Origin of the sequence: Levilactobacillus namurensis (assembly GCF_032197885.1) — a bacterium.
Taxonomy (GTDB): Bacteria; Bacillota; Bacilli; order Lactobacillales; family Lactobacillaceae; genus Levilactobacillus; species Levilactobacillus namurensis_A.
On the sequence record NZ_CP134159.1, the window covers coordinates 2,056,472 to 2,081,203 of the forward strand.

Consider the following 24,732-nt stretch of genomic DNA (forward strand, 5'->3'; position numbering starts at 1 on the left):
CGTTAGGCTATACCACCACTAACCCACAAAAATTCAATGAACTTGACGACTTATCTTCGCCTCGGTAAGCCGTGAGGGCGCCCAGACAGGGCTCAGCCGTGAAATTTGACTTGGGGAGCGTCCTTTGCTGCCCTAGTCAAAGGCCCAGCTTCGAGACCGCTCTTTGGCTCGAAGTGGTGCCCACGGCGTTCCAGCCCTGTCTGGGCGCCCGGTAAGGCGAATGCCCCACCAGTCTGGAGAAGTTCCAGACTGAATTTGACTGGAAACCAGGCGTCGCTAACCCGTTACTGTCTTAAGTGTACCACGACTGGTTGCTGGTCAGATACTAAAACGGAGCCGGAATTTCTTCCCGCTCCGTTTAAACGTTCACTTGATTACCGCGTAATGTTCTGCCGAATTTCGGACTTCATGAACAACCGCGTTGCATCGTAGTCGATGTCGGAGATCATTTCTTCGAACATCCGGAACCCATCTTGTTGGTATTCAACCAGTGGGTTCAATTGACCGTAGCCCCGCAACCCAATGGATTGCCGTAACTGGTCCATGGCGTCGATGTGGTCCGTCCAATGCGAATCCACGACCCGCAGCAGCACAACCTTTTCGAATTCCAGCATCTGTGCTGGGTCGTAAAGCTGCTTGGACTTTTCATCGTAAACTTCATTCGCCAGTCCCATGAAGAAGGCGATAATTTCGTCAGCCGTCTTGTCCTTCAAGTCCGCTAAACTAATCTTATCTGGTGAGACCATCGCGGAAATCCCGAAGTCTAACAGGGTATCCAAGTCCCAATCGGCTTGGTCGCCTTGCGTATGCAAGTTGACCACTCGGGTCACGGTCCGCTTGATCATTGGCATCAAGACCCACTTCAGGGACTTGTCCTGTTGAATGATCTGGTTCCGTTCGCCGTAGATCACGTTCCGTTGTTGCCGCATCACATCATCGTATTGCAAAACGTTCTTCCGGGAATCGTAGTTGTTCCCTTCAACCCGTTTCTGAGCGGATTCAACTTGCTTGGTGATCATCCGACTCCGAATCACGGCATCTTCACCATCCACGTTCATCCGCTTCAAGAAATCCTTGACCCGGTCGGAACCGAACCGCCGCATCAAGTCATCTTCTAGTGACAGATAGAACTGCGTCATACCAGGGTCCCCTTGCCGACCAGAACGTCCCCGAAGTTGGTTATCGATCCGGCGAGACTCATGACGTTCCGTCCCAATGACGGCCAGGCCACCCAGTTCAACCACACCAGGTCCTAACTTGATATCAGTCCCCCGGCCGGCCATGTTGGTGGCAATCGTCACAGCGCCCCGTTGACCAGCGTTTTGAATAATGTCGGCTTCCTTGGCGTGATTCTTGGCGTTCAAGACCACGTGCGGGATGTTTTCATCATCCAACCGTTGAGACAGGTATTCGGAAGTTTCCACGGCCACCGTCCCGATTAACATCGGTTGGCCCTTCGCGTGGAGTTCCTTGATTTCCCGGACCACCGCGTCGAACTTAGCTTCCAACGTTGGGTACAGAACATCCGGATGGTCCACCCGGACGACCGGCTTGTTGGTCGGAACCGTGATGACTTCCATGTTATAGATTTCCCGGAATTCTTCGGATTCAGTCTTGGCCGTCCCGGTCATTCCGGCTAACTTTGCGTACATCCGGAACAGGTTTTGGTACGTGATGTTGGCCATGGTCTTGGTCTCTTCTTGAATCTCGACGCCTTCCTTAGCTTCGATGGCTTGGTGCAGCCCATCGGAGTAACGCCGACCTTCCATGACCCGTCCGGTAAAGGAATCAACGATCAAGACTTCGCCGTCTTGAACCACGTAGTCCTTATCCCGTAACATAATAAAGTTGGCCCGTAAGGCTTGGTCCATATGGTGGGTCAAGGCCGTATTATCCGTGTCGTATAAGTTCTTTAAGTTGAAGTATTTTTCAGCCTTTTCGATCCCAGTGTCGGTCAACGCCACCGTCTTGGATTCCAAGTCGATCTTAAAGTCTTCTTTTTCGTGTAAGGTCTTCGCGAACCGGTCCACCCGCTTGTACAGTTGGCTGGTCCCTTCAGATTGGCCGGAAATGATCAATGGCGTCCGGGCTTCATCAATCAAGATGGAGTCCACTTCGTCGACAATGGCGAAGTTCAATGGCCGTTGCACCATATCTTCTTTGTAGACCACCATGTTGTCCCGCAGGTAATCGAACCCGATTTCCCCGTTGGTGGAGTAAGTGATGTCGGCGTTGTAAGCTTCGCGCTTTTCATCTGGCGTCTTTTCAGCGGAGTTCAACCCCACCGTTAAGCCCATCCAGTTGTACAACTCGCCCATTTCCGTGGCATCCCGCGCGGACAGGTATTCGTTAACCGTCACCACGTGGACCCCTTTACCCGCAATCGCATTTAAGTATACGGGCATGGTCGCGGTCAAGGTCTTCCCTTCACCGGTCTTCATTTCAGCAATGTTACCTTCGTGCAGGACGATTCCCCCCATGATTTGAACATGGAATGGGTACAGGCCAAGCACCCGGCGAGCACCTTCCCGACATGCAGCAAAGGCCTCAGGTAACAGGTCGTCCAAGGTTTCGCCGTTTTGATAGCGCTGCTTAAATTCTGGTGTTTTGGCCTTCAAATCATCATCTGAAAGCTGTGCATATTCATCAGCGTAGGCACCAACCTTATCCGCTAACTTACTTAGGCGTCGTAAAGTCCGGCGATCACTTTCGACCCATCGTTTCAAAATATTTGCCATGTGAGAATTCCCTTCAGTACATTGTTTAATCGTTATATTTAAAAGTTACCGATACTTTTGCGATAAATCAACCTACATTTTAACACTATCCCAGCTAAGATGGAACTCTCGGACCCGGTTAACGAAATATAAACCGTTTTCTTTTGCGATTTGTTCCGAAAATCGGCATCCCCGTTACGCGGGCGTTTTCCCTCAACAAAAAACGCCCGGGAACCCTGTCCCGGACGCCTTGATTATTCTCAAAACTGATTAAGCTTCGTCGCCGGCTTCGATCAAGCCGTAACGACCGTCGTTCCGACGGTAGACGATGCTGACGCCATCGGTCTCAGCATCTTGGTAGATAAAGAAGTCATGCCCTAACATGTCCATCTGCAAGATGGCTTCTTCATTGTCCATTGGCTTCAGCGAAACCCGCTTCGTCCGAACAACTTGGAGATCGTTACTGTCGTCACTGGCCTTGTCGTCCGTGTCAGCTGGCACAAAGTCAAGGTTCTTGTAGCCCTTCTCACGTGACTTCCGGTTGACCTTAGTCTTGAACTTCCGAATCTGCCGTTCCAGCTTGTCCGTAACCAGATCAACACTGGCGTACAGGTCTGGTGAGGTTTCTTCAGCCCGTAAAGTCAAGTATGGGAGCGGGATGGTTACTTCAACCTTAGCCGTCTTGTTTTGGTAGACCTTCAGGTTGACATGCGCAATTGCCTCAACGTTGTTTTCGAAATATTTCTCTAACTTGCTGATGCGCTTCTGAACGTAATCCCGGATTGCGTCAGTAACTTCGATGTTTTCACCACGAATATTAAATGTGAGCATAAAACTTCTCTCCCTTCAGCCAAGAGATTGCTTGGCTTGCTTAGCACTAGAAGGACCACTCTTCGGTGCTTTGCTTACTATTATTATAATAGAAAGCGCTTCGATAGACAATTATTCTACCTAACCTTTTTGGCCCATCAACGCGCCAAAGTCAAGCCGGTAACCGTTTTCGCGCCGCCCAAATAAATTTGTTGGGCCGCGTGCCGAATCGTGCGACCGGTGGTGTAGACGTCATCTAGGAGTAAGACCCGTTGATTCTGTAGGACCGTTGCCGCGTTAGGGGCTAGTTGAAAGGGTTGCTGGGTCTGTAAGCGTTCCTGGCGCGTCTTACTGGATTGGAGTCGGGATTTCGTTGCTTCCCGCACCACCAACGCCTGCTGATACGGCTGGTCCGTGAGCCAAGCGGTCACCTGATTGAACCCCCGAGTCCGCCAAGTCTCAGCGGTCACGGGAATTGGTACCAAGACATCGTACACCTCTCGAGCTAAAGCCCGCCTTAAAATCGGCTGCATCACCTCGCGTAAGCGGTAGTCCCCCTGAAACTTGTACTGTTGCATGTAGGCCTTGAGATTGGCATCGTAGGGAAAAAGTGCGTGATTTGTGAAGTCATCCCCCCAGCGTTCGCAATCGTAACAGATCGTCGCCGTAGCCTGAGCGCGCCCGCAAGCGGGACACCGCGGCCCCGTGATGGGCTGCAGGCGCTGGGCACAGGGCACGCAGACCTGGGGCTGTGGCAACGGCGCCCACCGCAACAGGTCGGCCAACGAAACCTGCGGCTGGAAGTGGCGCCCGCACCAGACACAGCCGGGCCTCATGGGCGGCCACCTAACTGCCGGCCCCGCCGATTCAGCTGGGCGATCATCCGCTGCGCTCGCCGCACCGTCAGGGTCTGACTCTGACAGTAACTCACCACATCGCCCCGGGGATGGTCCCGGTGACGCCCCACTCGTCCGGCAATCTGGACCAGCGTCGCGGTGGAGAAGACCGGGTCGTCCCCACCCAAGATTAGGACCATCACGTTGGGAAACGTCACGCCCCGTTCCAGAATCGTGGTGGTCACCAAATACGTTAGGTCGCCATCGCGCATCCGCTGTACCTTGGCCTGGCGGTCCGAATCCTGGGCATGGACGGTGGTCCCGTCAGTCAGGCCTAACCGCCGTAACACCTGGGCCACCGGTGCTAAATCCGCCACGTGGGGCACGAAGAGCAAAAAGCGCTGCTGTTGGTGGTGATAGCGGCGAACCCGCCGCATCAACGCCGCCGGCAATTTTCCCCGGGTCAAGCGTTCCCGCCACCGCCAAGCCAATTGAACCGTCAACGGCGGCAACAGGTAACCGTGGTACCGCAGTGGCAGGTAAGTCACCGCGAGTTGGTGGCGGGCTACCTGGCGTTGCAGTTGTCGTCCCGGAGTGGCCGTCAACAGCAAACGACATCCCTGCGGCTTTTGCGCCCGGTCGATGGCCCCCAACAAGAGTGGGTTCATAGCTAACGGGAAGGCGTCGACTTCATCAACGATCACCAGATCAAAGGCGTGCTCAAAACGTAATAGCTGATGCGTGGTGCAGATGGTCAACTGACGGTACGCGTACGGAACCGGCTGACCCCCGTAGAGGACGGCCTGGGGAATGGCCGCAAAGTCGCGTGCGAGCCGGGGCGCGAGTTCTAGACACACGTCTACCCGCGGTGAGGCCCACGCGACCCGCCACCCCTGAGCCAGGGCCCAGGCCAGCGCGGGATACACAATCTCCGTCTTGCCGGCTCCCGTCACGGCCCATAACAGCTGTGATTGTTGGTGCCGGACTCGCTGTAAGAGTTCTTGCGCGGCTCGCTGTTGATGGTCGCTGAGGTGCCCTTGCCAGGTCAGTCCCCCATCCACAACCCGTGAGAAGCGATTGGGCTCCGTAATAGTGTATAATTTAGTGTGAGCCGTTAGTCGTCCCAGATTGAGGCACTGGCGGCAGTAAGGAACGTGTTCGGGCAACTCATCGCCCGGGGGCACCACCTGCTGGCACCGTTGACAGCGCCACTGCTGATGGTGCGCCACCAACGCCGGCTTTCCCGGTTGTGTCGCGGGCCCCGGTACGGGGAGTCGCCGGCCGAACCACAACGTTGCGTCACCCATGGTCGGACCTCCTTTTTAGTCTTGGCTTACCAGTTAGTTCCGGGAACGCGTTCCAAAAATTCGAAAAAAGGTGTTTTGATGGAAACCGATTATTTAACGATTCAAGCAGCCGGTCATCACGAACTGGAAATTAAAAAATCCCGCTTCATCGCCGACCTGGGGCGGGTGGCCACGGAAGAGCAGGCCAAAGCCTTCATCGCCGAGATCATCAAACGCGAACCCAAGGCCACCCACCACTGCTGGGCCTACCTACTGGGCGACCACGACGAGATTCAGCGGGAAAGTGACAACGGTGAGCCGTCCGGGACCGCCGGTGTGCCCATTCTGACCGTCCTCCAGCGCAACCACCTGCATAATAGTATCGCCGTGGTCACCCGGTACTTCGGGGGCATCAAGCTTGGCGCTGGCGGCTTGATCCGGGCTTACAGCAATGCCACTTCGACCGGTATCGAAGCCGTGGGGGTGGTCAAGCGGGTCCGGCAACGGGCCATCCAGATCACGGTCGACTACCCCAATTACGACCTGTTGAACCACTACCTGACCGAAAACCAGATCAGCGTCTTAGAGACCGACTACACCACGGCCGTGACGGTCACCATCGCCGTCGACCTACCCGTGGTGGACCAGACCCAACAAGCGTTGACCGACCTGTTAAGCAACCGGCTGACCATGACGCTAGGCGCCATCGACTACCACGAAGTCCCCGTCGACGTCCACGCCACCAGCCATGAATCGGCTGAATCTTAGCCATAAGAAAAAAACCTACCACTAATTGGTAGGCTTTTTTAATCCGATGTTTTCGAGGTAAACTGCTTCACGATCCGCTTAATCCAGTGCAATAGCGGCTGGCGGTTCGACCCGACCAACCCAATCGCTTCCACGAAGAGTTCCAAACCAATCAAGATGGCGATGGTCAACAGGACCGAGCCCCAAATCGTGGATAAGGGGTACAGCAAGGCGATGAACGAGAAAATCAACGCAATCCCGTAAATCACCAGGACCGTCTGCCGGTGGGTCAAGCCCAGCTGCATCAACCGGTGATGCAAGTGGTGTTTATCCGCGTGGGAGATGGGTTGCCGGTTCAGGATGCGCCGGATCATAGCGTAGACGGTATCGGTAATCGGCACCCCTAAGATAATCACAGGAATAATCACCGAAATAAACGTCACGTTCTTCAACCCGTACAGGGAGAAGCAGGCAATCATGAACCCAATAAACTGGGCCCCCGTGTCGCCTAGATAGATCCGAGCTGGGAAGAAGTTATAAGGAAGGAAGCCAACCATGGCGGCCACCAACGCAAAAATCATAATCGCAACCCAAGTGTTCGCCAGATTCAAGAAGAACAAGCCGGTAATCCCGGTGGTGGTCAACGCAATAATCGAAACCCCGGTCGCCAGACCATCCAACCCATCGATCAGGTTAATGGCGTTGATAATGGCGACAATCCACAACAAAGTAATCGGCAACGCCAAGAGTCCTAGGTGCCAGGTCCCGATGAATGGTAAGGTCAGGTAACGCATTCGTACCTCGGCCACGAAGTAGACTTCAACGGCCGCCAAGAGCTGACCAATCACCTTTTGGTGCGGTTTTAATTCATAAACATCATCAATCATCCCTTCGGCAACGATGATACATTCACCGCCGAACAGGCCCCAGAGTTGTTGCGTAGGCATTTGATTACGCAACAGGAACATGGTGGAAAAGGTAAACGCGATAAAAATCGCTAACCCGCCCAATGTCGGCATAGGGATCTTATTCACCCGTCGCTGGTTGGGTTTATCCACGGCCCCGATTTTGAACGCAAATCGGCGCACAAACGGTGTGAGGACCGCAGAGATAATCATGGTAGCAAATAGGCTAACGATAATCTCAAATTTCATATGGACTCCTCTTTCTATTCTAAATGAGTCTCCTGCTAATTATACAAAGCTCCGAAATTAAACACAACCACGTTTTCTTCTTCAAGTCGCATTCGGCCGGTTAATAACCTTTACTGCAAATCTTCACAAGAGAATCCCCCATTTCCTTGTGAATAAATAAGTTTTTACAAAACTTTATGTAACCGCTTCCCTACCGCATTTTTCGCGATTTCCGTGCACAAATGCGCAAGCAATCCCGCGAAAGTAGGCAGATTTGTCTTGTGCAAATTAGCAAAAAGCCATATAATAAGTTTGTGTCATTGAGAAAGGTTTCACATTTCATTTCGTATCTGAGCTATTTATCTTTTTTCCTTGTGAAATCTTTCTAGCTGTCCGTTACTTCTGGTTTGTATTTTGAAAGGAGATTTTTCTATTGGCTGCTAATGATAAAGCTTCAAAGACGACCGAAACAGCTAAGGAAGAACAAGATTCACCTATCTTAATTCAAATGGGTATTTTCGCGGCTATTTTATTTGTATCTAGCCTGTTGTCCCCATTGTTCCCTGCATCCTTCCCTGTCCCAACGCCCGTTATGGGTCTGGTCATTCTGTACGTCTTACTTTGCACTAAGATTGTTAAGCTACGGAACGTTGCCAAGTTTGGGGATTTCATGATTAGTTTGATTGCCTTCTTGTTCGTCCCATCTGGGATCCAAATGGCCGCAAACTTGGACATCATGAGAACTCAAGGGGTTCAGATTGTGTTAGTTACGATTATCGCGACGATTGTGATGTTAATCTGCATCGCCTACACGACCGCTGGTTTCATGTGGTTAAGCCGGCACGTCTTCCATCGTAACACTGAAGTCGAAGAATAAACGTTCGACCGTTTACGACATCACACAGAAAAGGATGAATAAATGATGATTAGTTTAGCTGCTACCCCACATATGGCAGTTTGGGGAAAATGGCTCGGCGACGCCCTCGGGACTAACGCCGCTGGTGCTTCTGCCGGTAATGCTATCTTTGGTATTTTTCTTTCATTAATGGTTTACTTAATTGGTCAATGGCTCTTCAAAATCAGTAAAGGGTTCTTCTTATTCCAACCACTGTTCGTTGGGATGGTCTTAGGGATCTTCATTCTGTTCTTGTTGGCTAAGGCCTTCGGAACGGACACTGCAACGTTCTACAAGTCCGCTTACTTACCAGGTGGGAACATTATCTTCTGGTTCCTGAACCCTGCAACGATTGCGTTCGCGATTCCGCTGTACCGTCGGAACGATATCGTTAAGCGTTTCTGGTTGGAAATTGTCCTTTCCCTGATCATTGGGTTGGTTATTTCCCTGTTCGTCATCTACTTTGTTGCCAAGCTGTTCGGCCTGGACAACTCTGGGATTGCGTCCATGTTACCACAAGCCGCAACCACTGCGATTGCGATGCCAGTTGCCACTTCCGTTGGTGGGAATTCCGCTATTACGGCCATGGCCTGCATCATCAACGCCGTCTTGATCTACGCCTTGGGTGACTTCTTAGTTAAGATCTTCCGTCTGAACTCCGACCCGATTGGTGCCGGACTTGGGTTAGGGACTTCTGGACACACCGTTGGTACTGCCAAGGCTATCCAATTAGGGTCCATCCAAGGTTCCATGGCTTCCATCGCCGTGGTTGTTGTGTCGATTGTTGTGGACATCGTGGTTCCACCATTCGCACAGATGATGGGTCTCTACTAAACCTAAAATTTTGTGAAATTCACTTTCAGAAACGTCCTACCAATTGGTGGGACGTTTTTTTGCTCTCATCAACCAACTAAACACGCCTACAGTCAGCGCCACGCGTCCTCGAGGCGTCCTCAACCACTTACCCGAATCGCCTGTTAAGCACCTATCTGAGCTCAATTAGACAGCTAAAGTAAAAGCGCCCACCCTTTTAGGATGGACGCTGGCGCTTAATGCTACTTTAAAAAGATGCTGACCCCAAAGTACACGATCACCAGTCCCATGATGGGGGTCAACCAGCGACTGACCTTAGTGAGGTCGAACCGGTGTAAAACCAGCGGTGTTGCGACCGCACCAATTACCGACCCCACCATCAGACTGATACCGGCCAACCAGTCGATGGTCCCGGTAAACAGGTGGCTAACCGCGCCAATCACGGCCATGACACTTAGAACATAGGTCGAGGTCCCGGCCGCACTCAACGCATTTAGCCCCAAAATCGACAGTCCGGCAACGGTGGGGCCACCACCGGTCAACCCACCAATTCCAACCATGAGCCCGCTTAAAAGGCCCAATCCTGCGGCTGTCCAAGCGCGAGCCGAACCCGTAACCTGGTGCTGGTCCGGTCGAAATGCACGGTACACCACGATGAGACCCATGACAATCAAAATGGTGCCCACGACCCAATCGTAAATCTGATCAGGAATCAACGGGGAGACCCCCGTCCCCACCAAAATTCCCGGAACGGCCGCGACGATCATCCGATTCCCCAAGCTGAACTGCACGTTGTGGATCCGAATCTGCGTGATACAACCAAAAATCAAGGCTGGAATGGCCACAATCAGGGACGTGGGGGCCGCCACCGCCGTTGCGATACCTAGTTGGCTGGTCAGCACCCCCAAGTACATGGCGGCGCCCCCACCACCCATCAGACTGATGAAACCCCCAATCAAGAACCCGTATACAAGTACCAACACGTTGCCGCTTCCTCTCTAATCAATTAACCCTCACTATTTATTTAAACGAAATTGATTTGATTGGTCAAGTTACGGTCCACGGTGCCCCCGACTAAACGCCAAAAATCGCCTGTAGCCTACGGTTAACCACTCCCTAGGTAATTGATTGATGGTACCGTTTAGAACCATCTCTGTAGGCTTCAAATCGTCCCGAATCCCCCACCCCGACCCGTTACCACGGAATCACAAAAAAGCCGCCTCCCAATTCACGGGGAAGCGGCTACCGTACCTCTTAAGGCACTACTCTTTTAAATGATAATTATAGGTAGAAACAATAATATTTTCACGGGAATTCAGGACCGCCCGTAAGCGCAACGCCGTCTGGTTATGCAAGACGTTCTGCCAAGGATGACGCGGCACGAATTGCGGTACCAGTACCGTGGTAGTGAAGTTCCGCTCAGCCGCCCGTTTGGCGATCACGTCACAGAACCGCAACGTTGGCGTAGCAATTGACCGGTAAGACGAGTGAATGTCCACGAACCGAATGTCGGGGAATTCTTCCTTGAATTCCAATGCCGTCTTGTGTTCCTTTTTAGGGTTCTCATCAAAGGACACGTGCATCGCAATCACGTAGTCCCCAATCGACTGTGCGTAATTGATGGCCCCCGCGGTCACCCGGGTGATGTTGCTGACCAACACGATGACGGTGGCCCCGTCGTACTGGTGCACTTCCGCCTTGGCCTTCTCCGCGACCCGTAGTTGCCGGGCCACGTTCAAGTAATGCTGGTGAATCCGGTAGAACATCCAGAGTAACAGCGGCATGATGATCAGGTATGGCCAGACGTTCGCGAAGTGCAAGAAGAGCAGGAAAATCACTAGGACTAGTGAAATCAGCGCCCCTAGCAGGTTGATGCCAGCTTTGCCGACCCACCAACCTTCCCGGGTCCGGAACCAGTGAATGATCATCCCGGACTGAGACAGCGTGAACGGCACGAAGACTCCGACCGCATACAGTGGAATCAGTAGCGTGGTCTGCCCGTGGAAGATAATGATCAGGACAATCGCCCCAACGGCTAACGAGATAATGCCGTTAGAATACCCTAACCGGTCGCCCCGGTCCAAGTACACGTGGGGTAAGAACTTATCCTTCGCCAGGTTATAGGCCAGAATCGGAAAGGCCGAGAACCCGGTATTGGCAGCGACCGCTAAAATGGCCGCCGTTGACAGTTGTAAGAGGTAGTACAGCACGCCGTGGCCAAAGACCCCGCCCGCAATCTGGGACAGAACCGTTTGGCTCGACTGTGGCCGAATCCCCATGTAGTAACTCAGGTAGGTGATCCCGGCGAAGAAGATGGCCAAAATTCCGGCCATAATGGCCAGGGTGGCCGCCGCGTTGTGCCGTTTGGGCTCCTTAAAGTTCGGCACGGCGTTACTGATGGCTTCGACCCCAGTCAGTGATGATGACCCGGAGGAGAAGGCCCGGAAGAATAGCAACAGGGTCATGCCCTGCACGGGCGCACCGACACTGGCTGACGCGTGATAGGTAATGTTCCCGGTCACGATGTTATAGAGTCCCACACCAACCATGCCGAGAATCATCAAGATGAAGAAGTACACGGGAACGGTCAGAAAGGCCGCCGATTCCTTCATGCCCCGGAGGTTAAGCAACATAATGCCCACCACGATCAGGACGGAAATCAAAACCGAATACGGATATAGCGCGGGAATCGCCGACGTAATGGCTTCCGTGCCAGACGTCGTCGAAACCGCCACCGTCAGCATGTAATCCACTAACAGCGAGCCCCCAGCAACTAATCCTGCCGACTGACCCCAGTTGGTACTGGCCACCACGTAGGCGCCACCACCAGAGGGGTAAGCATGGATGATTTGTTGGTAAGAAAGCGTGATTGCAAATAACAGGACTAAAACCAAAGCAGCAACCCATAATTGATACATCAGGGCTGCGGCGGATAAGGTAATTAAGACTGTCGTGATTTGCTCAGTACCATAAGCCACGGAGGACAACGCATCAGATGATAACAGTGCTAAGGCCTTAAACTTGGTCAGCGCTTGACCGCCCTCGTCCATGGTTTTGAGGGGTTTTCCAATCAAAACCCGCTTTAAATAACGCCACATGACTATTTACTCCTTATCTCCACGAAATAATAATTCGAAATCCGGTTCATCACCGGCATCATGAACACCACTCGCTTTTGCGAATGCAAACGTCATTCTACTACTTATAATCCCACATTACCACAATTCTTTGCAGGTGTTGGGTGAAAATATCACCGCGCCCAACGGATTGGCATTACGGTTAATTAACACTTGAGAAATTGACCGCTTGGATGCGACCACCCCGGGATTCTGGGCAGTCATTTTAGTGACATGCTATGTAAGGTCAAAGCTCAACCTCAAAGCTACTAGTTTCTAGTGGATTCGTCAAATGGTATTTGCCCCTCATCCAACCGAACCAACGCAGAAAGCCAAGCCCCTCAATGGATTCACCAGTCAGTCGCAACGACAAATAAACCATTCTAAATGTCAGAAAACACTGTTTGGGGTCCACTCGATTTATCCATGAGGTTGGGCCTGAAGAGGCTCAGTGGTGTCGTTTAGGTTAGTCAGCATTTTGGGCTGGCTTACCCCAAGGCCGAGTTTGAAGACCTGGGGGGGCAGGGCTCTAAGTCGTGCCCACCACGCTCCAGCCTCTTCAGGCCCAACCGGTAAGGCGGCTGATTGCCACCTCCTACCTTGGGTTACATGCTTCAACACAGTATCGTGGTCGTTAATTACAAAAAGAGCCCGGGAACTTAATCCCGGACTCTTGAAAATTCAAATTTAATGAGATACGGCTTACATCATGCCGCCCATACCGGGTTGGCCGGCTGGAGCAGCTGGTGCAGCAGCGTTCTTGTCTGGCTTGTCAGCCACAACGGCTTCCGTAGTCAACAACAATGCGGAAACAGAGGCAGCGTTTTGCAGAGCAGAACGGGTAACCTTGGTTGGGTCGGTGATGCCGGCAGCAACCATGTCTTCGTACTTGTCATCAGCAGCGTTATAGCCGATACCAGGCTTTTCACCCTTCAGGTGTTCAACCACAACGGAACCTTCGACCCCAGCGTTTTGGGCGATTTGACGAACTGGTTCTTCTAAGGCCCGTAAGACAATGTTGATCCCAGTTTGGGCATCCCCATCAGCCTTCACAGAAGCCACGTCCTTGATGACGTCGATCAAAGCAGTTCCACCACCAGGAACGAAGCCTTCTTCAACGGCCGCACGGGTCGCGTTCAAGGCATCTTCGATCCGGTACTTGCGTTCCTTCAATTCAGTTTCGGTTGCAGCACCGACCCGAACCACAGCAACACCGCCGGCTAACTTCGCCAAACGTTCCTTCAGCTTGTCACGGTCGAATTCAGAGGTCGTGTCAGCGATTTGACCCTTGATTTCAGCTACCCGGTCAGCGATTTGGTCCTTAGAACCAGCACCTTCAACGATCGTGGTGTTGTCCTTCGTCACGTTAACCTTTTGAGCTTGACCTAATTGTTCGATGGTCGTGTCCTTCAGGTTCAAGCCTAAGTCATCGGTGATGACCGTACCACCCGTCAGAACGGCGATATCTTGTAACATGGCCTTACGACGGTCACCAAAGCCAGGTGCCTTCACAGCGACCACGTTGAAGGTTCCCCGCATCTTGTTCAGAACCAGCGTTGGCAAAGCTTCACCGGTAATGTCATCCGCAATGATCAGTAATGAACGGCTTTGTTCAACAACTGATTGCAGTAATGGTAAGATGTCTTGAATGTTAGAAATCTTCTTGTCGGTGATCAAGATGTAAGGGTTGTCCAGGTTAGCTTCCATCTTGTCGTTGTCGGTAACCATGTATTGAGACATGTACCCACGGTCGAATTGCATCCCTTCAACCACGTCGAGGCTGGTATCAACCCCACGGGATTCTTCAATCGTGATGACCCCGTCGTTACCAACCTTTTCCATGGCGTCAGCAATCAAAGAACCGGTTTCCTTGCTGGCGGAAGAAATAGAAGCGATTTGGGCGATGTCGTCCTTGGTCTTAACGTCGTGAGACATCTTGTGTAAGGCCTTGACCGCCGCGTTGGTTGCCAATTCGATTCCGTGACGAATGCCAACTGGGTTCGCACCGGCCGTGACGTTCTTCATGCCTTCGTTCACGATGGCTTGCGTCAGAACCGTGGCAGTCGTGGTCCCGTCACCAGCGATGTCGTTGGTCTTGGAAGCAACTTCGGAGACTAACTTAGCCCCCATGTTCTCGAAGTGGTTTTCCAATTCGATGGACTTGGCAATCGTTACCCCATCATTCGTGATGGTTGGGTTACCGTAACTTTGTTCCAAAACAACGTTCCGGCCTTTAGGGCCCAAGGTGGTCTTAACCGTGTCGGCTAACTTGTCGACACCGGCTAACATTGCGCTACGTGCGTCTTCAGAAAATTTTAATTCTTTAGCCATTTTAATCGTTCACCTCATACTAAAATTTTTAATCGTGTTGCTGGATGAGTAGTGGGAAAGTCTTAGTCAACGACAGCGACTAAGTCCTTTTCGTGTAAAACAAGGTACGTCTTGTCTTGGTACTTCACTTCAGTACCGGCATATTTGTCGAACAATACTTTGTCGCCAACTTTGACACTTGGCGCAACCTTTTCACCATTGTCCAATACCCGACCGTCACCAACTGCAACAACGTTGGCCGTTTGAGGCTTTTCTTGTGCGTTACTTGCTAACACAATGCCGCCAACCGTTTCTTCTTCTTCTTGTGGTTGGTCTAAAATGACACGGTCTCCTAATGGTTTTAACACTTGAATCCCTCCAATGAACTAGGTTTTAGCACTGTTAGCACTTGACTAACATAAGTGCTAATCAACAATATCTAATATATGATTATTCCCAGTAAAAATCAAGGAATTTGGCAAACTTAATTCGAGAGTGCTAATTGGTCCACCCGGTGTCTAGGTTTGCCATCCCCATGAGGCCTCTTTGATTGTACCAAAAAAGCCGCGATTCTCCGCGAACCACGACTTCTGGTCTAATCTTTATTGTAGTGTTCCAAGAAGTAAATCAACGTCTGGAGCTCGTTAGTCAAGTCAACGTTTTGGACCCGAACATCCTTGGGCACCGTGACCCGCAACGGCGTGAAGTTCAAGATTCCCTTCACACCACCGGCTACGGCTTCGTCCGTGACCTGTTGGGCAACTTCTGATGGCACCGTCAAGATGGCCACCTGAATCTGTTGCTCTTCCAGTTGGGTCCGAAGTTCCGTCATTGGGTAAATCGGCACGCCACTTTGAATCGTGTTGGCGATCTTATCATTGACGTCGAACGCCGCACTGATCCGGACGTTACCGTCCTGGTGGAAGTTAAAGTTCAATAAGGCGTGTCCTAGGTTCCCGACCCCAATCAAGGCCACATTGGTCAACCGGTCTTGGTTCAAAATCTTCCGGAAGAACTTGATTAGACTTTCCACGTCATAACCATAGCCCCGTTTCCCTAAAGCACCGAAATACGAAAAATCACGCCGAATCGTTGCCGAGTCAACCTTGACGGCTTCGGAAAGCTCCGTCGAAGATACTCGTGTTTTATCCGCGTCCAGCAAGATGTTCAGGTACCGGTAATAAATCGGTAACCGCTTTGCTGTCGCCCGCGGAATTTTTTGTTCTGTCAAAGGTACACCCTCCTAATCAACATTGCCAGCTACCGTTGAAAGGTCGCCGTCAACGATAACTCTTTTACACAATCTTTTTGCATGTGAAATTCACTTTCCCTCAAATTATAGCATACCCACCGGGCTTGTGAAAGAAATTGCAAATATTTTTCACTATTTCTTCGAAATTTCGGTCTGGTCGGGGAATATGCTAAAATAGACAGTATCAATTCATGCTATCTGCACTAAAAGGAGGTCGATCTTGTGATTCTGTTACAGGTCCAGCAAGTTTCCCGTCGGTTCGGCGCCGAAGTCTTGTTCCAAAACGTCAATCTCGACGTCGCGGAACACGGTCGCATCGCACTAGTCGGTCGAAACGGGGCTGGTAAATCGACACTATTAAAAATGATTGCCGGGGAAACCGAACCGGATGCGGGTCAGATTACCAAGAAGCGCGGCCTCACCATCGGCTACCAGGCACAAAACGCGGGAATCAACTCGACCAAAACCGTCTGGAACGAGATGCTCAGTGTGTTCGCCAAGCTACAAGCCATGGAGCGGATAATTCACGAACTCGAAGCGGAAATGAGTGACCCCGCCATCAGCGCGGACCCCGAAAAATTCCAACAAGTCAGCAGTACTTATGACCAGTTACAACAAGACTTTAGCGACCAGAACGGGTACGGCTACCAGGCCGAGATTCGTGGGGTCCTTCACGGGTTCGAGTTCGACGAAAGCGTCTACGACAAGCCCATCACCGAAATGTCCGGGGGACAACGGACCCAGCTGGCCTTGGCCAAGCTACTCCTGGAACGACCCGACCTGCTGATCCTCGACGAACCCACTAACCACTTGGACGTTGAGACCTTGACTTGGTTAGAAGGTTACCTACAAGGGTATCCGGGGGCCATCCTGATTGTCTCCCATGACCGGTACTTCCTCGACCACGTGGCCACGGAAGTCTACGATATGGCTCACGGCGGGTTGGTCCACTATCAAGGAAACTACTCTCATTTCATCGACGAAAAAGCGGAACGCTTACGCCAAGAGTGGAAAGAATACGATAAGCAGCAAGCCGAGATTTCCAAGTTGGAGGACTTTGTGAACCGCAACATCGTGCGGGCGTCCACCACCAAGCGGGCCCAGGCCCGGCGGAAACAATTGGAGAAGATGGACCGCATCGATAAGCCCGACGCGGACGAAAAAGTCGCCCGCTTCCGGTTCACACCCCGACGGCAAAGCGGTAACGTGGTGCTCGACGTGGTCAACGCCGCCGTGGGGTATCGTGATCAAGTCCTCTGCCAACCCATCAACCTCGACATCAAGAAGCATCAGGCCGTCGCCATCGTGGGCCCCAATGGCGTGGGCAAGTCCACCCTGCTCAAGACCATCTTAGGTAAATTGCCCGCTCTGGCCGGTCAGGTCATCTTCGGGACCGGTGTCGATACCGGGTACTACGACCAAGACCAAACGCTCCTGCACGCGAAGAAATCCGTCTTACACGAGCTCTGGGATGACCACCCGACGACTCCCGAAGGCGACATCCGGGCTATCCTGGGAAGCTTCCTCTTCACGGGACCGGACGTCGACAAGACCGTCCACAGCCTCAGTGGTGGTGAAAAGGCGCGTCTGTTGCTGACCAAGTTAGCCATGCGTCACGATAACTTCCTGATGCTGGACGAACCCACCAACCACTTGGACATCGACAGTCGGGAGGTTCTGGAGAACGCCCTCAACGAATTCGACGGGACCATCCTCTTCGTCTCCCACGACCGGTACTTCATTAACCAGGTCGCCACGCAGGTGATTGAGCTCAGTCCTGAGGGGACCACCCGGTACCTGGGGAACTACGACTACTACGTCGACAAGAAGGCCGAGCAGGACGCTTACGCTGCTAAGGAAGCCGCCGAAGCTGAGGCCGCTAATCCCACGGTGGTTGCGCCGAAGCAGACCCAGGTCGATTACCAGCAGCAAAAGGAGCGGTCCAAGGCTAAACGGAAACTGTCGCGTCAAGTTGCCGCGCTGGAAGAACAGATGGGCAAATTAGAACAACAAAAAACGACCATCGAGCAGACCATGAGTCTCCCCGAGAACTTTAACGACGCGGAAAAGTTGGGTGACTTACAGGCCCAACTCGACCAACTGACCACGCAACTCGACCAGGTCGAAGACGACTGGACCACTCAAAGTTTGGCGTTAGAAGACTTCGATAACGATTAACATACGACGCCATTTAAAAAGCCCCTTAATTCGCTATGCACGAATTAAGAGGCTTTTCGTTTCGTCAAACTTACTTAACTGGATCAGCGACCCAGTCGAATTCCAGACTAGGGTCAGCATTCAAAGTGGCGTCCGCAAAGACCTGGTGGCGGTAAGCGACTTCCGCAAACGCCCCAATCATGGCGGCGTTATCGCCACAGAGCTTTAACGGCGCCTTAACCAACCGGGTCCCGGGGACCGCTGCCAGTTCGGCGTCTAACCGTTCCCGCAGACCATGGTTGGCCGCAACCCCCCCGGCAAGGATCAGTTGGTGAACCGGATACTGCTTGAGCGCCCGCAACGTCTTGTCCGCCAAGACATCCACCACAGCCTGCTGGAAGCTAGCCGCTAAGTCGTGCTTGTCAAGGGTCTCCCCCACTTGATCCGCGTGGTGGGTGGTGTTGATGAAGGCACTCTTCAACCCGCTAAAGCTAAAGTCGAAGTTATCATCCTTATCCATCGCCCGAGGGAAATTAAACGTATCGTGGCCTTGATGGGCCCACTCGTCGACCGTCTTACCGGCCGGATAGTTGACGCCCATGACCCGGCCGACCTTATCGTAGGCCTCACCGGCAGCGTCATCACGGGTCTCCCCGATGATTTCAAATTGATTCTCAGCTGGCATGTAGACCAGTTCCGTGTGTCCTCCGGAGACCAACAAGGCCATCGCGGGGAACTCGATGGGTTCCACGTACCGGGCCGCATAGATGTGGCCCGCCATATGGTTGACGGGAATCAACGGTAAATGATGGGCAAAAGCCACCGTCTTGGCAGCCGTGACCCCAATCAACAGGGCACCGACCAGCCCCGGTCCATAGGTCACCGCAACGGCGTCCAAATCATCATAGGTGACGTTGGCCTCAGCCAAGGCATCCTTGATGCAGATGGTGATCTCTTCGATATGGTGGCGACTCGCGACCTCGGGGACCACGCCCCCGAACCGTTGGTGACTCTTGATCTGGGTCGCCACGATGTTCGACAGAATCTGATGACCGTCTTCGATGACGGCCACACTGGTTTCGTCACAACTTGACTCAAATGCCAGAATTAAATTTCGCTTACTCGTTGGACTCACTCCTCTTCACTTCTCTGCCGAGCTAACTATTCCTCCACTTCAGCGGGGGCCGTCGCTGGCAGGTCTAAGACCATGTCCGCCGCGTCCTCGTGATCGCCGAAGTAGTATCCGCGCTTGATCCCGGTCTGCTCGAATTGCAGGTCCCGGTACAGTTCTTGGGCTTGACGGTTCGAGACCCGCACCTCTAGACTGACCGTCCGGTAGTTCAGATGCCGGGCTTTTTTGATCATAATATTCATCAGGAACCGTCCTAAGCCCCGTCCTTGATAGTCGGGCAAGACGGCAATGTTCGTGATGTGCGCGTCTTGGGTGCGTTCGTCAAACGTACTGCCGATAAACGCCAGCAGTTGGTCGTTCCGGCGAATCACCAGGTACAGCCGGTCCTTATCCCGTCGCAGTTCATTAGCGAAGGCCGTGGAATCCCACGGGGCCTTGCCCGCGTACACGGCTCGCTCAATTTCGATCATCTCGGGGATATCCGTAAACATGGCCTTGGCCACGAAATAACTGACGTCCTTGATGGTCACCTGATGGTTCTTGACCCCCAAGGCTTCTTCTCGGGCAATCTCCCGTTGACTTCCAAAAACATTTTTATACCAAGTTTTAAACTTTTTCAACATAGGATGTGTTGTCCTCCCCAGGGTTCTTCGCCCGCCATTCGGCTTCCGCCTGCGTCAAGCGCAGATAGTTGGGCACAAAACGGTCGACATCTTGGACGGGCGTCCGGTGTTGGCCCAACAGCCCGATCGTGGCGACCTGCGGCAAGTTCAACCAGGGGCTGACTGCCGGTGTGGCCGCCGAAATGGTGGTGTGAATCAGGTCGTCAAAGTGGGCGGCATCCCCTAAGAACCAAATCGGTTCCGCGTATTCTCCCACAGCCTTTAAGAAGGCCGTGACGTTAACGTGCGCGTCCGCAATCACGGGATGGGGCACCCCGGCTTTGATGCGGTACAGGCCCGCAAAGACGTTTTGGTTGCGCGCGTCAAACATGGGGGCAACCAGCGCCCCTTCGACTGGGATATTCGCCGCTAAGGTCGCCAGACTGGAGACGGCGACCAAATCAAGGTTTAACGTTGCCGCCAAGGTCTTTGCCGTGGTGACCGCAATGCGGATTCCCGTGTAAGATCCAGGACCCGCGGCGACCACGACCCGGTCAAGGTCCGTTGGCTTTAAGTCCGCCATAGCCAGGAGCCGCTCAATCTCGGGCAAGAGGTACTCCGCGTGTTTTTGATGGACCGTCACCGTAATCGCAGCTAAGACCGTCGCGTCCTCCAAGACGGCGACACTTAACGGCCGATTCGATGTATCAATTGCTAAAATCTTCATACTTATAAGGTCCCCTTCAACGGATGGCAGCCAAGCTAGAAATGTTAAAAGCGGCGTCTCCTGAATCGCGATGCACCGCTTTTCTTGGCTATTGCTTGTCTTCTACATAATCATACCAGTTTACTATACTACCACAAATTGCCAACGCCAACACCCACTTCGCCGGGGTTGGTTGCCTAATCGGTGGTCCAAGCGACCGTGGCTAAGGCCGCAATCGTGTTGCCGACCTTGATCTGGTGCTGCGTTTTGGTTGCGGTCGGCACCACTTCACTGGCCACTTGGTGACCGTACTTCACTTCATTTTCGAAACGAATGCGAATGTCCGTTGGCCGGTGGGTCCGTAAGAACTCGGCCGGTAAGGTGTCCAACAACCAGTCGAAGTAATGGGCGTTGTTCACGTGGCCGTTATTATCGATATCGAAGTACCGGACCGTGTAGGGCTTGACCACCGTGGTCGCCGCTGGATCTAACCGTTCCGGCCGGGGCAGCCGGGGTAACCGGTTGGTCTGGTCACTCTCATACGGCGCCATCAACTCGGTCGGAATCGTGGCAATCTTGCGGGTCGCGTAACTCATGGTGACCCAGATACCTTCCGCGTAGGCCAGCGTTTCGCCCTGAGCGTCCATTAACCAGTATTCTCGGTAAGCGAAGTACCGGTTATAGGCCGTCGCCTTAGTCTTTAGCGTCACCTGGTCCCCTAACTTGGGCAACCGTGTGATCTGGAGGTGGTACTGGGTCACGACCCAGCCGACCCCCAAGCTGTTGATGAACTGGGTATCCATCCCCAACGCACTGCTCTGGTCATCCGAGACCAGCACCAAGAGGTTGATCAGCATGGCGACCGTCAGATGTCCCGTGTCGTCCGCTTCGTAGTAGACCACCCGGTGCGGTTCCGTATAGGTTTGAGCACTCATTTTTCCGCATCCTCCTGATCTAAATGGTGATAAATGCGATAAACTTCCTGTTTCTTCATCTGGCGCAAGTTCGCCACTTCCTTGATGGCGGCGTTAGGCTTCTCACCGGCGGCAATCAGCCGGTCCACTTGCACCGTAACGGGCTCACTCAAGTCCACCGTGGGCGTCTCGCTGGTCGGGTGCGGATTCCCGCTAACCAAGACCACGAACTCCCCGCGGACCTGATCCGTGGCGGCCCAATCGGCAAGCTCTGCCAAGCTTCCCCGCAAGAATTCTTCGTAACGCTTAGTCAGTTCCCGGCAGAGAACCGCCGGACGGTCAGCGCCCAAGCCACTGGCTAGGTTAGCCAACGTCTTCTTCAAGCGGTGCGGTGCCTCATAAAAGATCAGCGTTTCCGGCCGCTCTTCCAACTCCGCGATTTCCGCCCGTTGATCCTTGGGCTTACGGTCCAAGAACCCGTAGAAGTAGAAGGGTTGGGGCGCCAGTCCCGAGGCAATCAGGGCGGTCAGCCCGGCGTTGGCCCCCGGTAAGGGAACCACGGGGATTCCCGCCTGAGCGCAAGCTACGACCAGTTCGTGGCCGGGGTCACTGATGGATGGCATTCCGGCGTCGCTGACTTGGGCAATTTGCGCCCCCGCTTGCAGTTTCGCTAATAATTGTGGAATCCGTTCTTGGGTGTTGTGCTCGTGAAAGCTAATCTGCTTGGTGGTGATTTCAAAATGGTTCAAGAGCTTCTGCGTGTTCCGCGTATCCTCGGCCGCAATCAGGTCTGCGTCCTGCAAGGTCTTGACGGCCCGAAACGTCATGTCGTCCAAGTTGCCGATGGGCGTGGGCACCAGGTACAACCGCCCCGTTGCCGCCTTCTGAAAACTCCGTTGTCGTTCCATGCTGACCTCCTATTGATCGCGATAAATAACTTCTAAACAAAACGCACACTCTTCATCCTGCTTGCGGCGCGTCCCGTAGAACTCCCGACACACGTGAAAGCCCTCCTCGTAGAGTTTTTCCAGAATCTGTCGTGACTTGGATAAGCCCTGTTGGGTCTCCGGGGCCTCAGGCAAGGTCTTTTGGAGTTCCCGCAAGAGGTCCCGCAGATGTTGGTTTTCAATCTCAAGTTCCGCATTCTGTTCGAACACCTGCGTCAGTTCCGCCTGCAAATCAGTAAATTGCGTGGCGGTCTGATCAAGTTGTTCCTTGATTACCTTCAATTGGTCGTAAACGGCTTGTTTATCCAAACTGCTGCCCCTCCTTGTTCACGCGGTTAGCGTGCGATTTGAGTTAAGATTTCTAAAGTCAATGCTTCTAAAATGTTTTGAAAATTCAGGTTTCCGGCCAACTGCCCCGGCGTATCCAGGGTCAACGTCAGAATCGCTAAGAGTCGGTCCGTGGGTAAGCGCTGGGCAATCTGGCGACTGGCTTGCGCGACTTGGGGATAGGCCAGGTCGGCTGCGGCCACCTCCTGAGACCGTTGGCGCAACGCATCGTGCCAGATCTGAACGATCATGTCTAACACTAGGCGTTGCCGGTCCCGATTAGCCGCCAAGGGGACCAATTCAGTCTGGACCCGTACAAAGGCCCGTTCATCCCCCTGGCAACAGGCCGTAAACCAGTGCTCAATACTGGTCTGCGCCGTCCCCAACCAGTCATCGGCTACCAAGTCATTGGCAGCGGTCACACTCTCAGTCAAAGTAGCTAAGAGGTACCGCTGACTGGGCGCGACCCCGGCGGCCTCGAGGGCCGTGGCTAATTTGCTGGCCGGCACGGGTAAGAGGTCGACAATCTGCGTCCGGGACAGAATCGTGGGCAGAATCAAGTTTTTGTTGGCGGTCAAAAGGAGCGCCACGGTATTGCCCACCGGCTCTTCAATGAACTTCAAGAGACTGTTGGCGGCACCGGTGGTCATTCGCTCCATCTGGTCAATGATAAAAATCTTCTGGTTACCTTCCACGGCACTCTTGGTGAACTCCGACTTCAGGTACCGGACCTGGTCGACCTTGATGCGTTGACCATCGGGAACGACCTTGACTACGTCCGGATGGTCACCCGCCATGATTCGCCGACACTCGGGACATTGCCCGCACGGACGGCCATCCGCCCCGACGCTCTGGCAGAATAGCCGCAACGCGACGGTCTCTGCGAGGGCCTGCCGCCCGGTACCGTCCATGCCGTTGAACAAATAGGCGTGAGCCAAGCGGTGGTCAGCAATCAGGTGCATGAAGTGTGCGACCAACTGCGGCTGGAGTCGCTGAGCGGTCGCTATCGGTGTCTCTTCGGTCATCCTTACCCCCTAGAACTGGTGGAACTGGTCAACGGGTAAGACGAAGACAGTAGCGCCGCCGACTTGAACTTCCACCGGATACGATGAGGTGTTGTCCAACTGGGCATCCAGATTGACTGGTGGTGCCATAAACTGTTGCCGGGTGTGGCTGGTGGTCTTGATCAATTCCAAGACCTCTTCGACCCGCTCATCGTCCACCCCCAGCATAAACGTGGTGTTCCCAGACTTTAAGAACCCGCCAGTGGTTGATAACCGCGTGGCACGAAAGTCATGGTCGATAAACTGGTTGCTCAACCGGTTCGCATCTTTGTCTTGAATAATCGCAATAAGTAACTTCATGGTGGTTCCTCCCTTATTTGCCGGTGGTAAAGTACGCGTGCGCCGTCTGGTGAATCAACGCCAGGGCCGCCGCGACGACCTGTTCTGGGGACTGCGTCGCGTCGATCAACTTGATGCGTTCTGGGTGGGCCGTCTGCAGGCGCAGGTACGCTGATCGGACCCGGTCATGAAAGGCCGTCTTCTCAACGTCCAAGCGGTCGACCTTCTGGGGATCCCGGTGAGCTTGAATGCGGCGTAAGCCCACTTCAGCGGGGACGTCGAAGTAGATGGTCAGATCTGGCAGGAGCCCGTCCGTCGCAAATTCGTTCATCTTAGCGACCTCCGTCTCCCCAATCTGCCGCCCAGCGCCCTGATACGCGACTGAACTGTCAACGTACCGGTCACACAAGACCAACTGGTCCGCCCGTAACGCGGGTAGGATGGTCTCGGCAAGGTGTTGCCGCCGAGCCGCCGCATAGAGCAAGGCCTCGGTCCGGTAGTCCATCGCCGTGTTCGCTCGGTCCAAGATAATCGACCGAATGCTCTCCGAGATGGGGTTGCCCCCCGGTTCACGCGTCACGGTCAACCGGTCGCCCAGTTGTGGTGCGAGTTGTGCTGTAATGGCCGTCAAGGCACTAGTCTTCCCAGCGCCATCCGGTCCTTCAAAACTGATAAACGTTCCTGCCAAA

The 24,732-nt window shown here is 53.4% G+C and carries 23 protein-coding genes; 4 read left to right on the forward strand and 19 right to left on the reverse strand.

The annotated features are described in order from the left end of the window. Positions 1-374 precede the first annotated feature (374 nt). The 4 genes from secA to RIN67_RS09910 all read right to left on the reverse strand — a co-directional run bounded on the left by secA (position 375) and on the right by RIN67_RS09910 (position 5,670). Positions 375-2,738, reverse strand: coding sequence for a preprotein translocase subunit SecA (secA, locus tag RIN67_RS09895; protein ID WP_024747651.1), 2,364 nt, complete (start codon positions 2,736-2,738; stop codon positions 375-377). A gap of 249 nt (positions 2,739-2,987) precedes the next feature. Further along, on the reverse strand, positions 2,988-3,548 hold the full coding sequence (gene hpf / locus RIN67_RS09900) for a ribosome hibernation-promoting factor, HPF/YfiA family (RefSeq protein ID WP_024747650.1): 561 nt from the start codon (positions 3,546-3,548) through the stop codon (positions 2,988-2,990). A 137-nt stretch (positions 3,549-3,685) separates the two neighbouring features. Then, on the reverse strand, positions 3,686-4,363 hold the full coding sequence (locus tag RIN67_RS09905; RefSeq protein ID WP_264999690.1) for a ComF family protein: 678 nt from the start codon (positions 4,361-4,363) through the stop codon (positions 3,686-3,688). Next, positions 4,360-5,670 carry a helicase-related protein gene (locus tag RIN67_RS09910; protein WP_264999689.1) on the reverse strand — a complete coding sequence of 437 codons (1,311 nt, stop codon included), beginning with the start codon at positions 5,668-5,670 and terminating at the stop codon, positions 4,360-4,362. The genes RIN67_RS09905 and RIN67_RS09910 overlap by 4 nt, the downstream gene beginning before the upstream one ends. 78 nt (positions 5,671-5,748) lie before the next feature. Between RIN67_RS09910 and RIN67_RS09915 the strand changes: the two genes are divergently transcribed. After that, on the forward strand, positions 5,749-6,417 hold the full coding sequence (locus tag RIN67_RS09915; RefSeq protein ID WP_024747648.1) for a YigZ family protein: 669 nt from the start codon (positions 5,749-5,751) through the stop codon (positions 6,415-6,417). 38 nt (positions 6,418-6,455) lie between these two features. Here RIN67_RS09915 and RIN67_RS09920 read toward each other — a convergent pair whose 3' ends face one another. Beyond that, positions 6,456-7,550, reverse strand: a complete 1,095-nt coding sequence (locus RIN67_RS09920; protein ID WP_056944092.1) for a glycosyltransferase family 4 protein — start codon at positions 7,548-7,550, stop codon at positions 6,456-6,458. A 412-nt stretch (positions 7,551-7,962) separates the two neighbouring features. Here RIN67_RS09920 and RIN67_RS09925 point away from each other — a divergent pair, with 412 nt between their 5' ends. Beyond that, positions 7,963-8,406 (forward strand): CidA/LrgA family protein, encoded by a 444-nt coding sequence (locus RIN67_RS09925; RefSeq protein ID WP_225426490.1) that lies wholly within the window; start codon positions 7,963-7,965, stop codon positions 8,404-8,406. Positions 8,407-8,451: 45 nt separating this feature from the next. Then, positions 8,452-9,258, forward strand: a complete 807-nt coding sequence (gene lrgB, locus RIN67_RS09930; RefSeq protein ID WP_024747645.1) for an antiholin-like protein LrgB — start codon at positions 8,452-8,454, stop codon at positions 9,256-9,258. Between the two features lie 221 nt (positions 9,259-9,479). Here the strand turns inward: lrgB and RIN67_RS09935 are convergent, their stop codons facing one another. From RIN67_RS09935 to RIN67_RS09955, 5 genes are all read right to left on the reverse strand, one after another. Further along, the gene (locus RIN67_RS09935) at positions 9,480-10,220 is read right to left on the reverse strand and encodes a sulfite exporter TauE/SafE family protein (protein WP_264999688.1); all 741 of its coding nucleotides are present in this window, start codon (positions 10,218-10,220) and stop codon (positions 9,480-9,482) included. Positions 10,221-10,499: 279 nt separating this feature from the next. Beyond that, entirely contained in the window at positions 10,500-12,335 is a 1,836-nt protein-coding gene (locus RIN67_RS09940; RefSeq protein WP_264999687.1) for an APC family permease, read from the reverse strand. Positions 12,336-13,055: 720 nt separating this feature from the next. Beyond that, positions 13,056-14,684 carry a chaperonin GroEL gene (gene groL / locus RIN67_RS09945; RefSeq protein ID WP_056944298.1) on the reverse strand — a complete coding sequence of 543 codons (1,629 nt, stop codon included), beginning with the start codon at positions 14,682-14,684 and terminating at the stop codon, positions 13,056-13,058. 62 nt (positions 14,685-14,746) lie between these two features. Continuing rightward, positions 14,747-15,031 carry a co-chaperone GroES gene (groES, locus tag RIN67_RS09950; protein ID WP_024747641.1) on the reverse strand — a complete coding sequence of 95 codons (285 nt, stop codon included), beginning with the start codon at positions 15,029-15,031 and terminating at the stop codon, positions 14,747-14,749. A 227-nt stretch (positions 15,032-15,258) separates the two neighbouring features. Next, the gene (locus tag RIN67_RS09955) at positions 15,259-15,894 is read right to left on the reverse strand and encodes a redox-sensing transcriptional repressor Rex (RefSeq protein WP_024747640.1); all 636 of its coding nucleotides are present in this window, start codon (positions 15,892-15,894) and stop codon (positions 15,259-15,261) included. A 243-nt stretch (positions 15,895-16,137) separates the two neighbouring features. Between RIN67_RS09955 and RIN67_RS09960 the strand changes: the two genes are divergently transcribed. Then, positions 16,138-18,093 (forward strand): ABC-F family ATP-binding cassette domain-containing protein, encoded by a 1,956-nt coding sequence (locus RIN67_RS09960; protein ID WP_264999686.1) that lies wholly within the window; start codon positions 16,138-16,140, stop codon positions 18,091-18,093. Between the two features lie 70 nt (positions 18,094-18,163). On the opposite strand, the gene tsaD is transcribed toward RIN67_RS09960, so the two are convergent. From tsaD to tmk, 9 genes are all read right to left on the reverse strand, one after another. After that, positions 18,164-19,207, reverse strand: a complete 1,044-nt coding sequence (tsaD, locus tag RIN67_RS09965) for a tRNA (adenosine(37)-N6)-threonylcarbamoyltransferase complex transferase subunit TsaD (RefSeq protein WP_107740022.1) — start codon at positions 19,205-19,207, stop codon at positions 18,164-18,166. 26 nt (positions 19,208-19,233) lie between these two features. Next, entirely contained in the window at positions 19,234-19,827 is a 594-nt protein-coding gene (gene rimI, locus RIN67_RS09970; RefSeq protein ID WP_107740020.1) for a ribosomal protein S18-alanine N-acetyltransferase, read from the reverse strand. Beyond that, positions 19,811-20,533, reverse strand: coding sequence for a tRNA (adenosine(37)-N6)-threonylcarbamoyltransferase complex dimerization subunit type 1 TsaB (tsaB, locus tag RIN67_RS09975; protein ID WP_024747637.1), 723 nt, complete (start codon positions 20,531-20,533; stop codon positions 19,811-19,813). The genes rimI and tsaB overlap by 17 nt, the downstream gene beginning before the upstream one ends. Before the next feature lie 176 nt (positions 20,534-20,709). Continuing rightward, complete coding sequence (locus RIN67_RS09980) at positions 20,710-21,447, reverse strand: acyl-[acyl-carrier-protein] thioesterase (RefSeq protein WP_107740018.1); 738 nt, start codon at positions 21,445-21,447, stop codon at positions 20,710-20,712. Then, positions 21,444-22,334 carry a 16S rRNA (cytidine(1402)-2'-O)-methyltransferase gene (gene rsmI, locus RIN67_RS09985; protein ID WP_264999685.1) on the reverse strand — a complete coding sequence of 297 codons (891 nt, stop codon included), beginning with the start codon at positions 22,332-22,334 and terminating at the stop codon, positions 21,444-21,446. The genes RIN67_RS09980 and rsmI overlap by 4 nt, the downstream gene beginning before the upstream one ends. Before the next feature lie 9 nt (positions 22,335-22,343). Next, complete coding sequence (locus RIN67_RS09990; RefSeq protein WP_024747634.1) at positions 22,344-22,682, reverse strand: DNA replication initiation control protein YabA; 339 nt, start codon at positions 22,680-22,682, stop codon at positions 22,344-22,346. Positions 22,683-22,708: 26 nt separating this feature from the next. Next, positions 22,709-23,725: a DNA polymerase III subunit delta' gene (gene holB / locus RIN67_RS09995; protein ID WP_264999684.1), complete on the reverse strand. Its 1,017-nt coding sequence runs from the start codon at positions 23,723-23,725 to the stop codon at positions 22,709-22,711. Positions 23,726-23,734: 9 nt separating this feature from the next. Continuing rightward, a complete protein-coding gene (locus tag RIN67_RS10000) occupies positions 23,735-24,064 on the reverse strand; it encodes a cyclic-di-AMP receptor (RefSeq protein WP_024747632.1) in 330 nt (109 codons plus the stop codon). 13 nt (positions 24,065-24,077) lie between these two features. After that, positions 24,078-24,731 (reverse strand): dTMP kinase, encoded by a 654-nt coding sequence (gene tmk / locus RIN67_RS10005; protein WP_313825891.1) that lies wholly within the window; start codon positions 24,729-24,731, stop codon positions 24,078-24,080. Between the last annotated feature and the right edge of the window lies 1 nt (position 24,732).

What these genes read in the sequence shown, in the direction of transcription:
- RIN67_RS09915 (WP_024747648.1), top strand. Translation starts at nt 5,749, where the DNA reads ATGGAAACCGATTATTTAACGATTCAAGCAGCCGGTCATCACGAACTG.
- RIN67_RS09910 (WP_264999689.1), bottom strand. Translation starts at nt 5,670, where the DNA reads ATGGGTGACGCAACGTTGTGGTTCGGCCGGCGACTCCCCGTACCGGGG.
- rimI (WP_107740020.1), bottom strand. Translation starts at nt 19,827, where the DNA reads ATGTTGAAAAAGTTTAAAACTTGGTATAAAAATGTTTTTGGAAGTCAA.
- RIN67_RS09905 (WP_264999690.1), bottom strand. Translation starts at nt 4,363, where the DNA reads ATGAGGCCCGGCTGTGTCTGGTGCGGGCGCCACTTCCAGCCGCAGGTT.
- RIN67_RS09940 (WP_264999687.1), bottom strand. Translation starts at nt 12,335, where the DNA reads ATGTGGCGTTATTTAAAGCGGGTTTTGATTGGAAAACCCCTCAAAACC.
- RIN67_RS09980 (WP_107740018.1), bottom strand. Translation starts at nt 21,447, where the DNA reads ATGAGTGCTCAAACCTATACGGAACCGCACCGGGTGGTCTACTACGAA.
- lrgB (WP_024747645.1), top strand. Translation starts at nt 8,452, where the DNA reads ATGATTAGTTTAGCTGCTACCCCACATATGGCAGTTTGGGGAAAATGG.
- holB (WP_264999684.1), bottom strand. Translation starts at nt 23,725, where the DNA reads ATGACCGAAGAGACACCGATAGCGACCGCTCAGCGACTCCAGCCGCAG.
- hpf (WP_024747650.1), bottom strand. Translation starts at nt 3,548, where the DNA reads ATGCTCACATTTAATATTCGTGGTGAAAACATCGAAGTTACTGACGCA.
- secA (WP_024747651.1), bottom strand. Translation starts at nt 2,738, where the DNA reads ATGGCAAATATTTTGAAACGATGGGTCGAAAGTGATCGCCGGACTTTA.
- RIN67_RS09920 (WP_056944092.1), bottom strand. Translation starts at nt 7,550, where the DNA reads ATGAAATTTGAGATTATCGTTAGCCTATTTGCTACCATGATTATCTCT.
- groL (WP_056944298.1), bottom strand. Translation starts at nt 14,684, where the DNA reads ATGGCTAAAGAATTAAAATTTTCTGAAGACGCACGTAGCGCAATGTTA.
- rsmI (WP_264999685.1), bottom strand. Translation starts at nt 22,334, where the DNA reads ATGGAACGACAACGGAGTTTTCAGAAGGCGGCAACGGGGCGGTTGTAC.
- RIN67_RS10000 (WP_024747632.1), bottom strand. Translation starts at nt 24,064, where the DNA reads ATGAAGTTACTTATTGCGATTATTCAAGACAAAGATGCGAACCGGTTG.
- tsaB (WP_024747637.1), bottom strand. Translation starts at nt 20,533, where the DNA reads ATGAAGATTTTAGCAATTGATACATCGAATCGGCCGTTAAGTGTCGCC.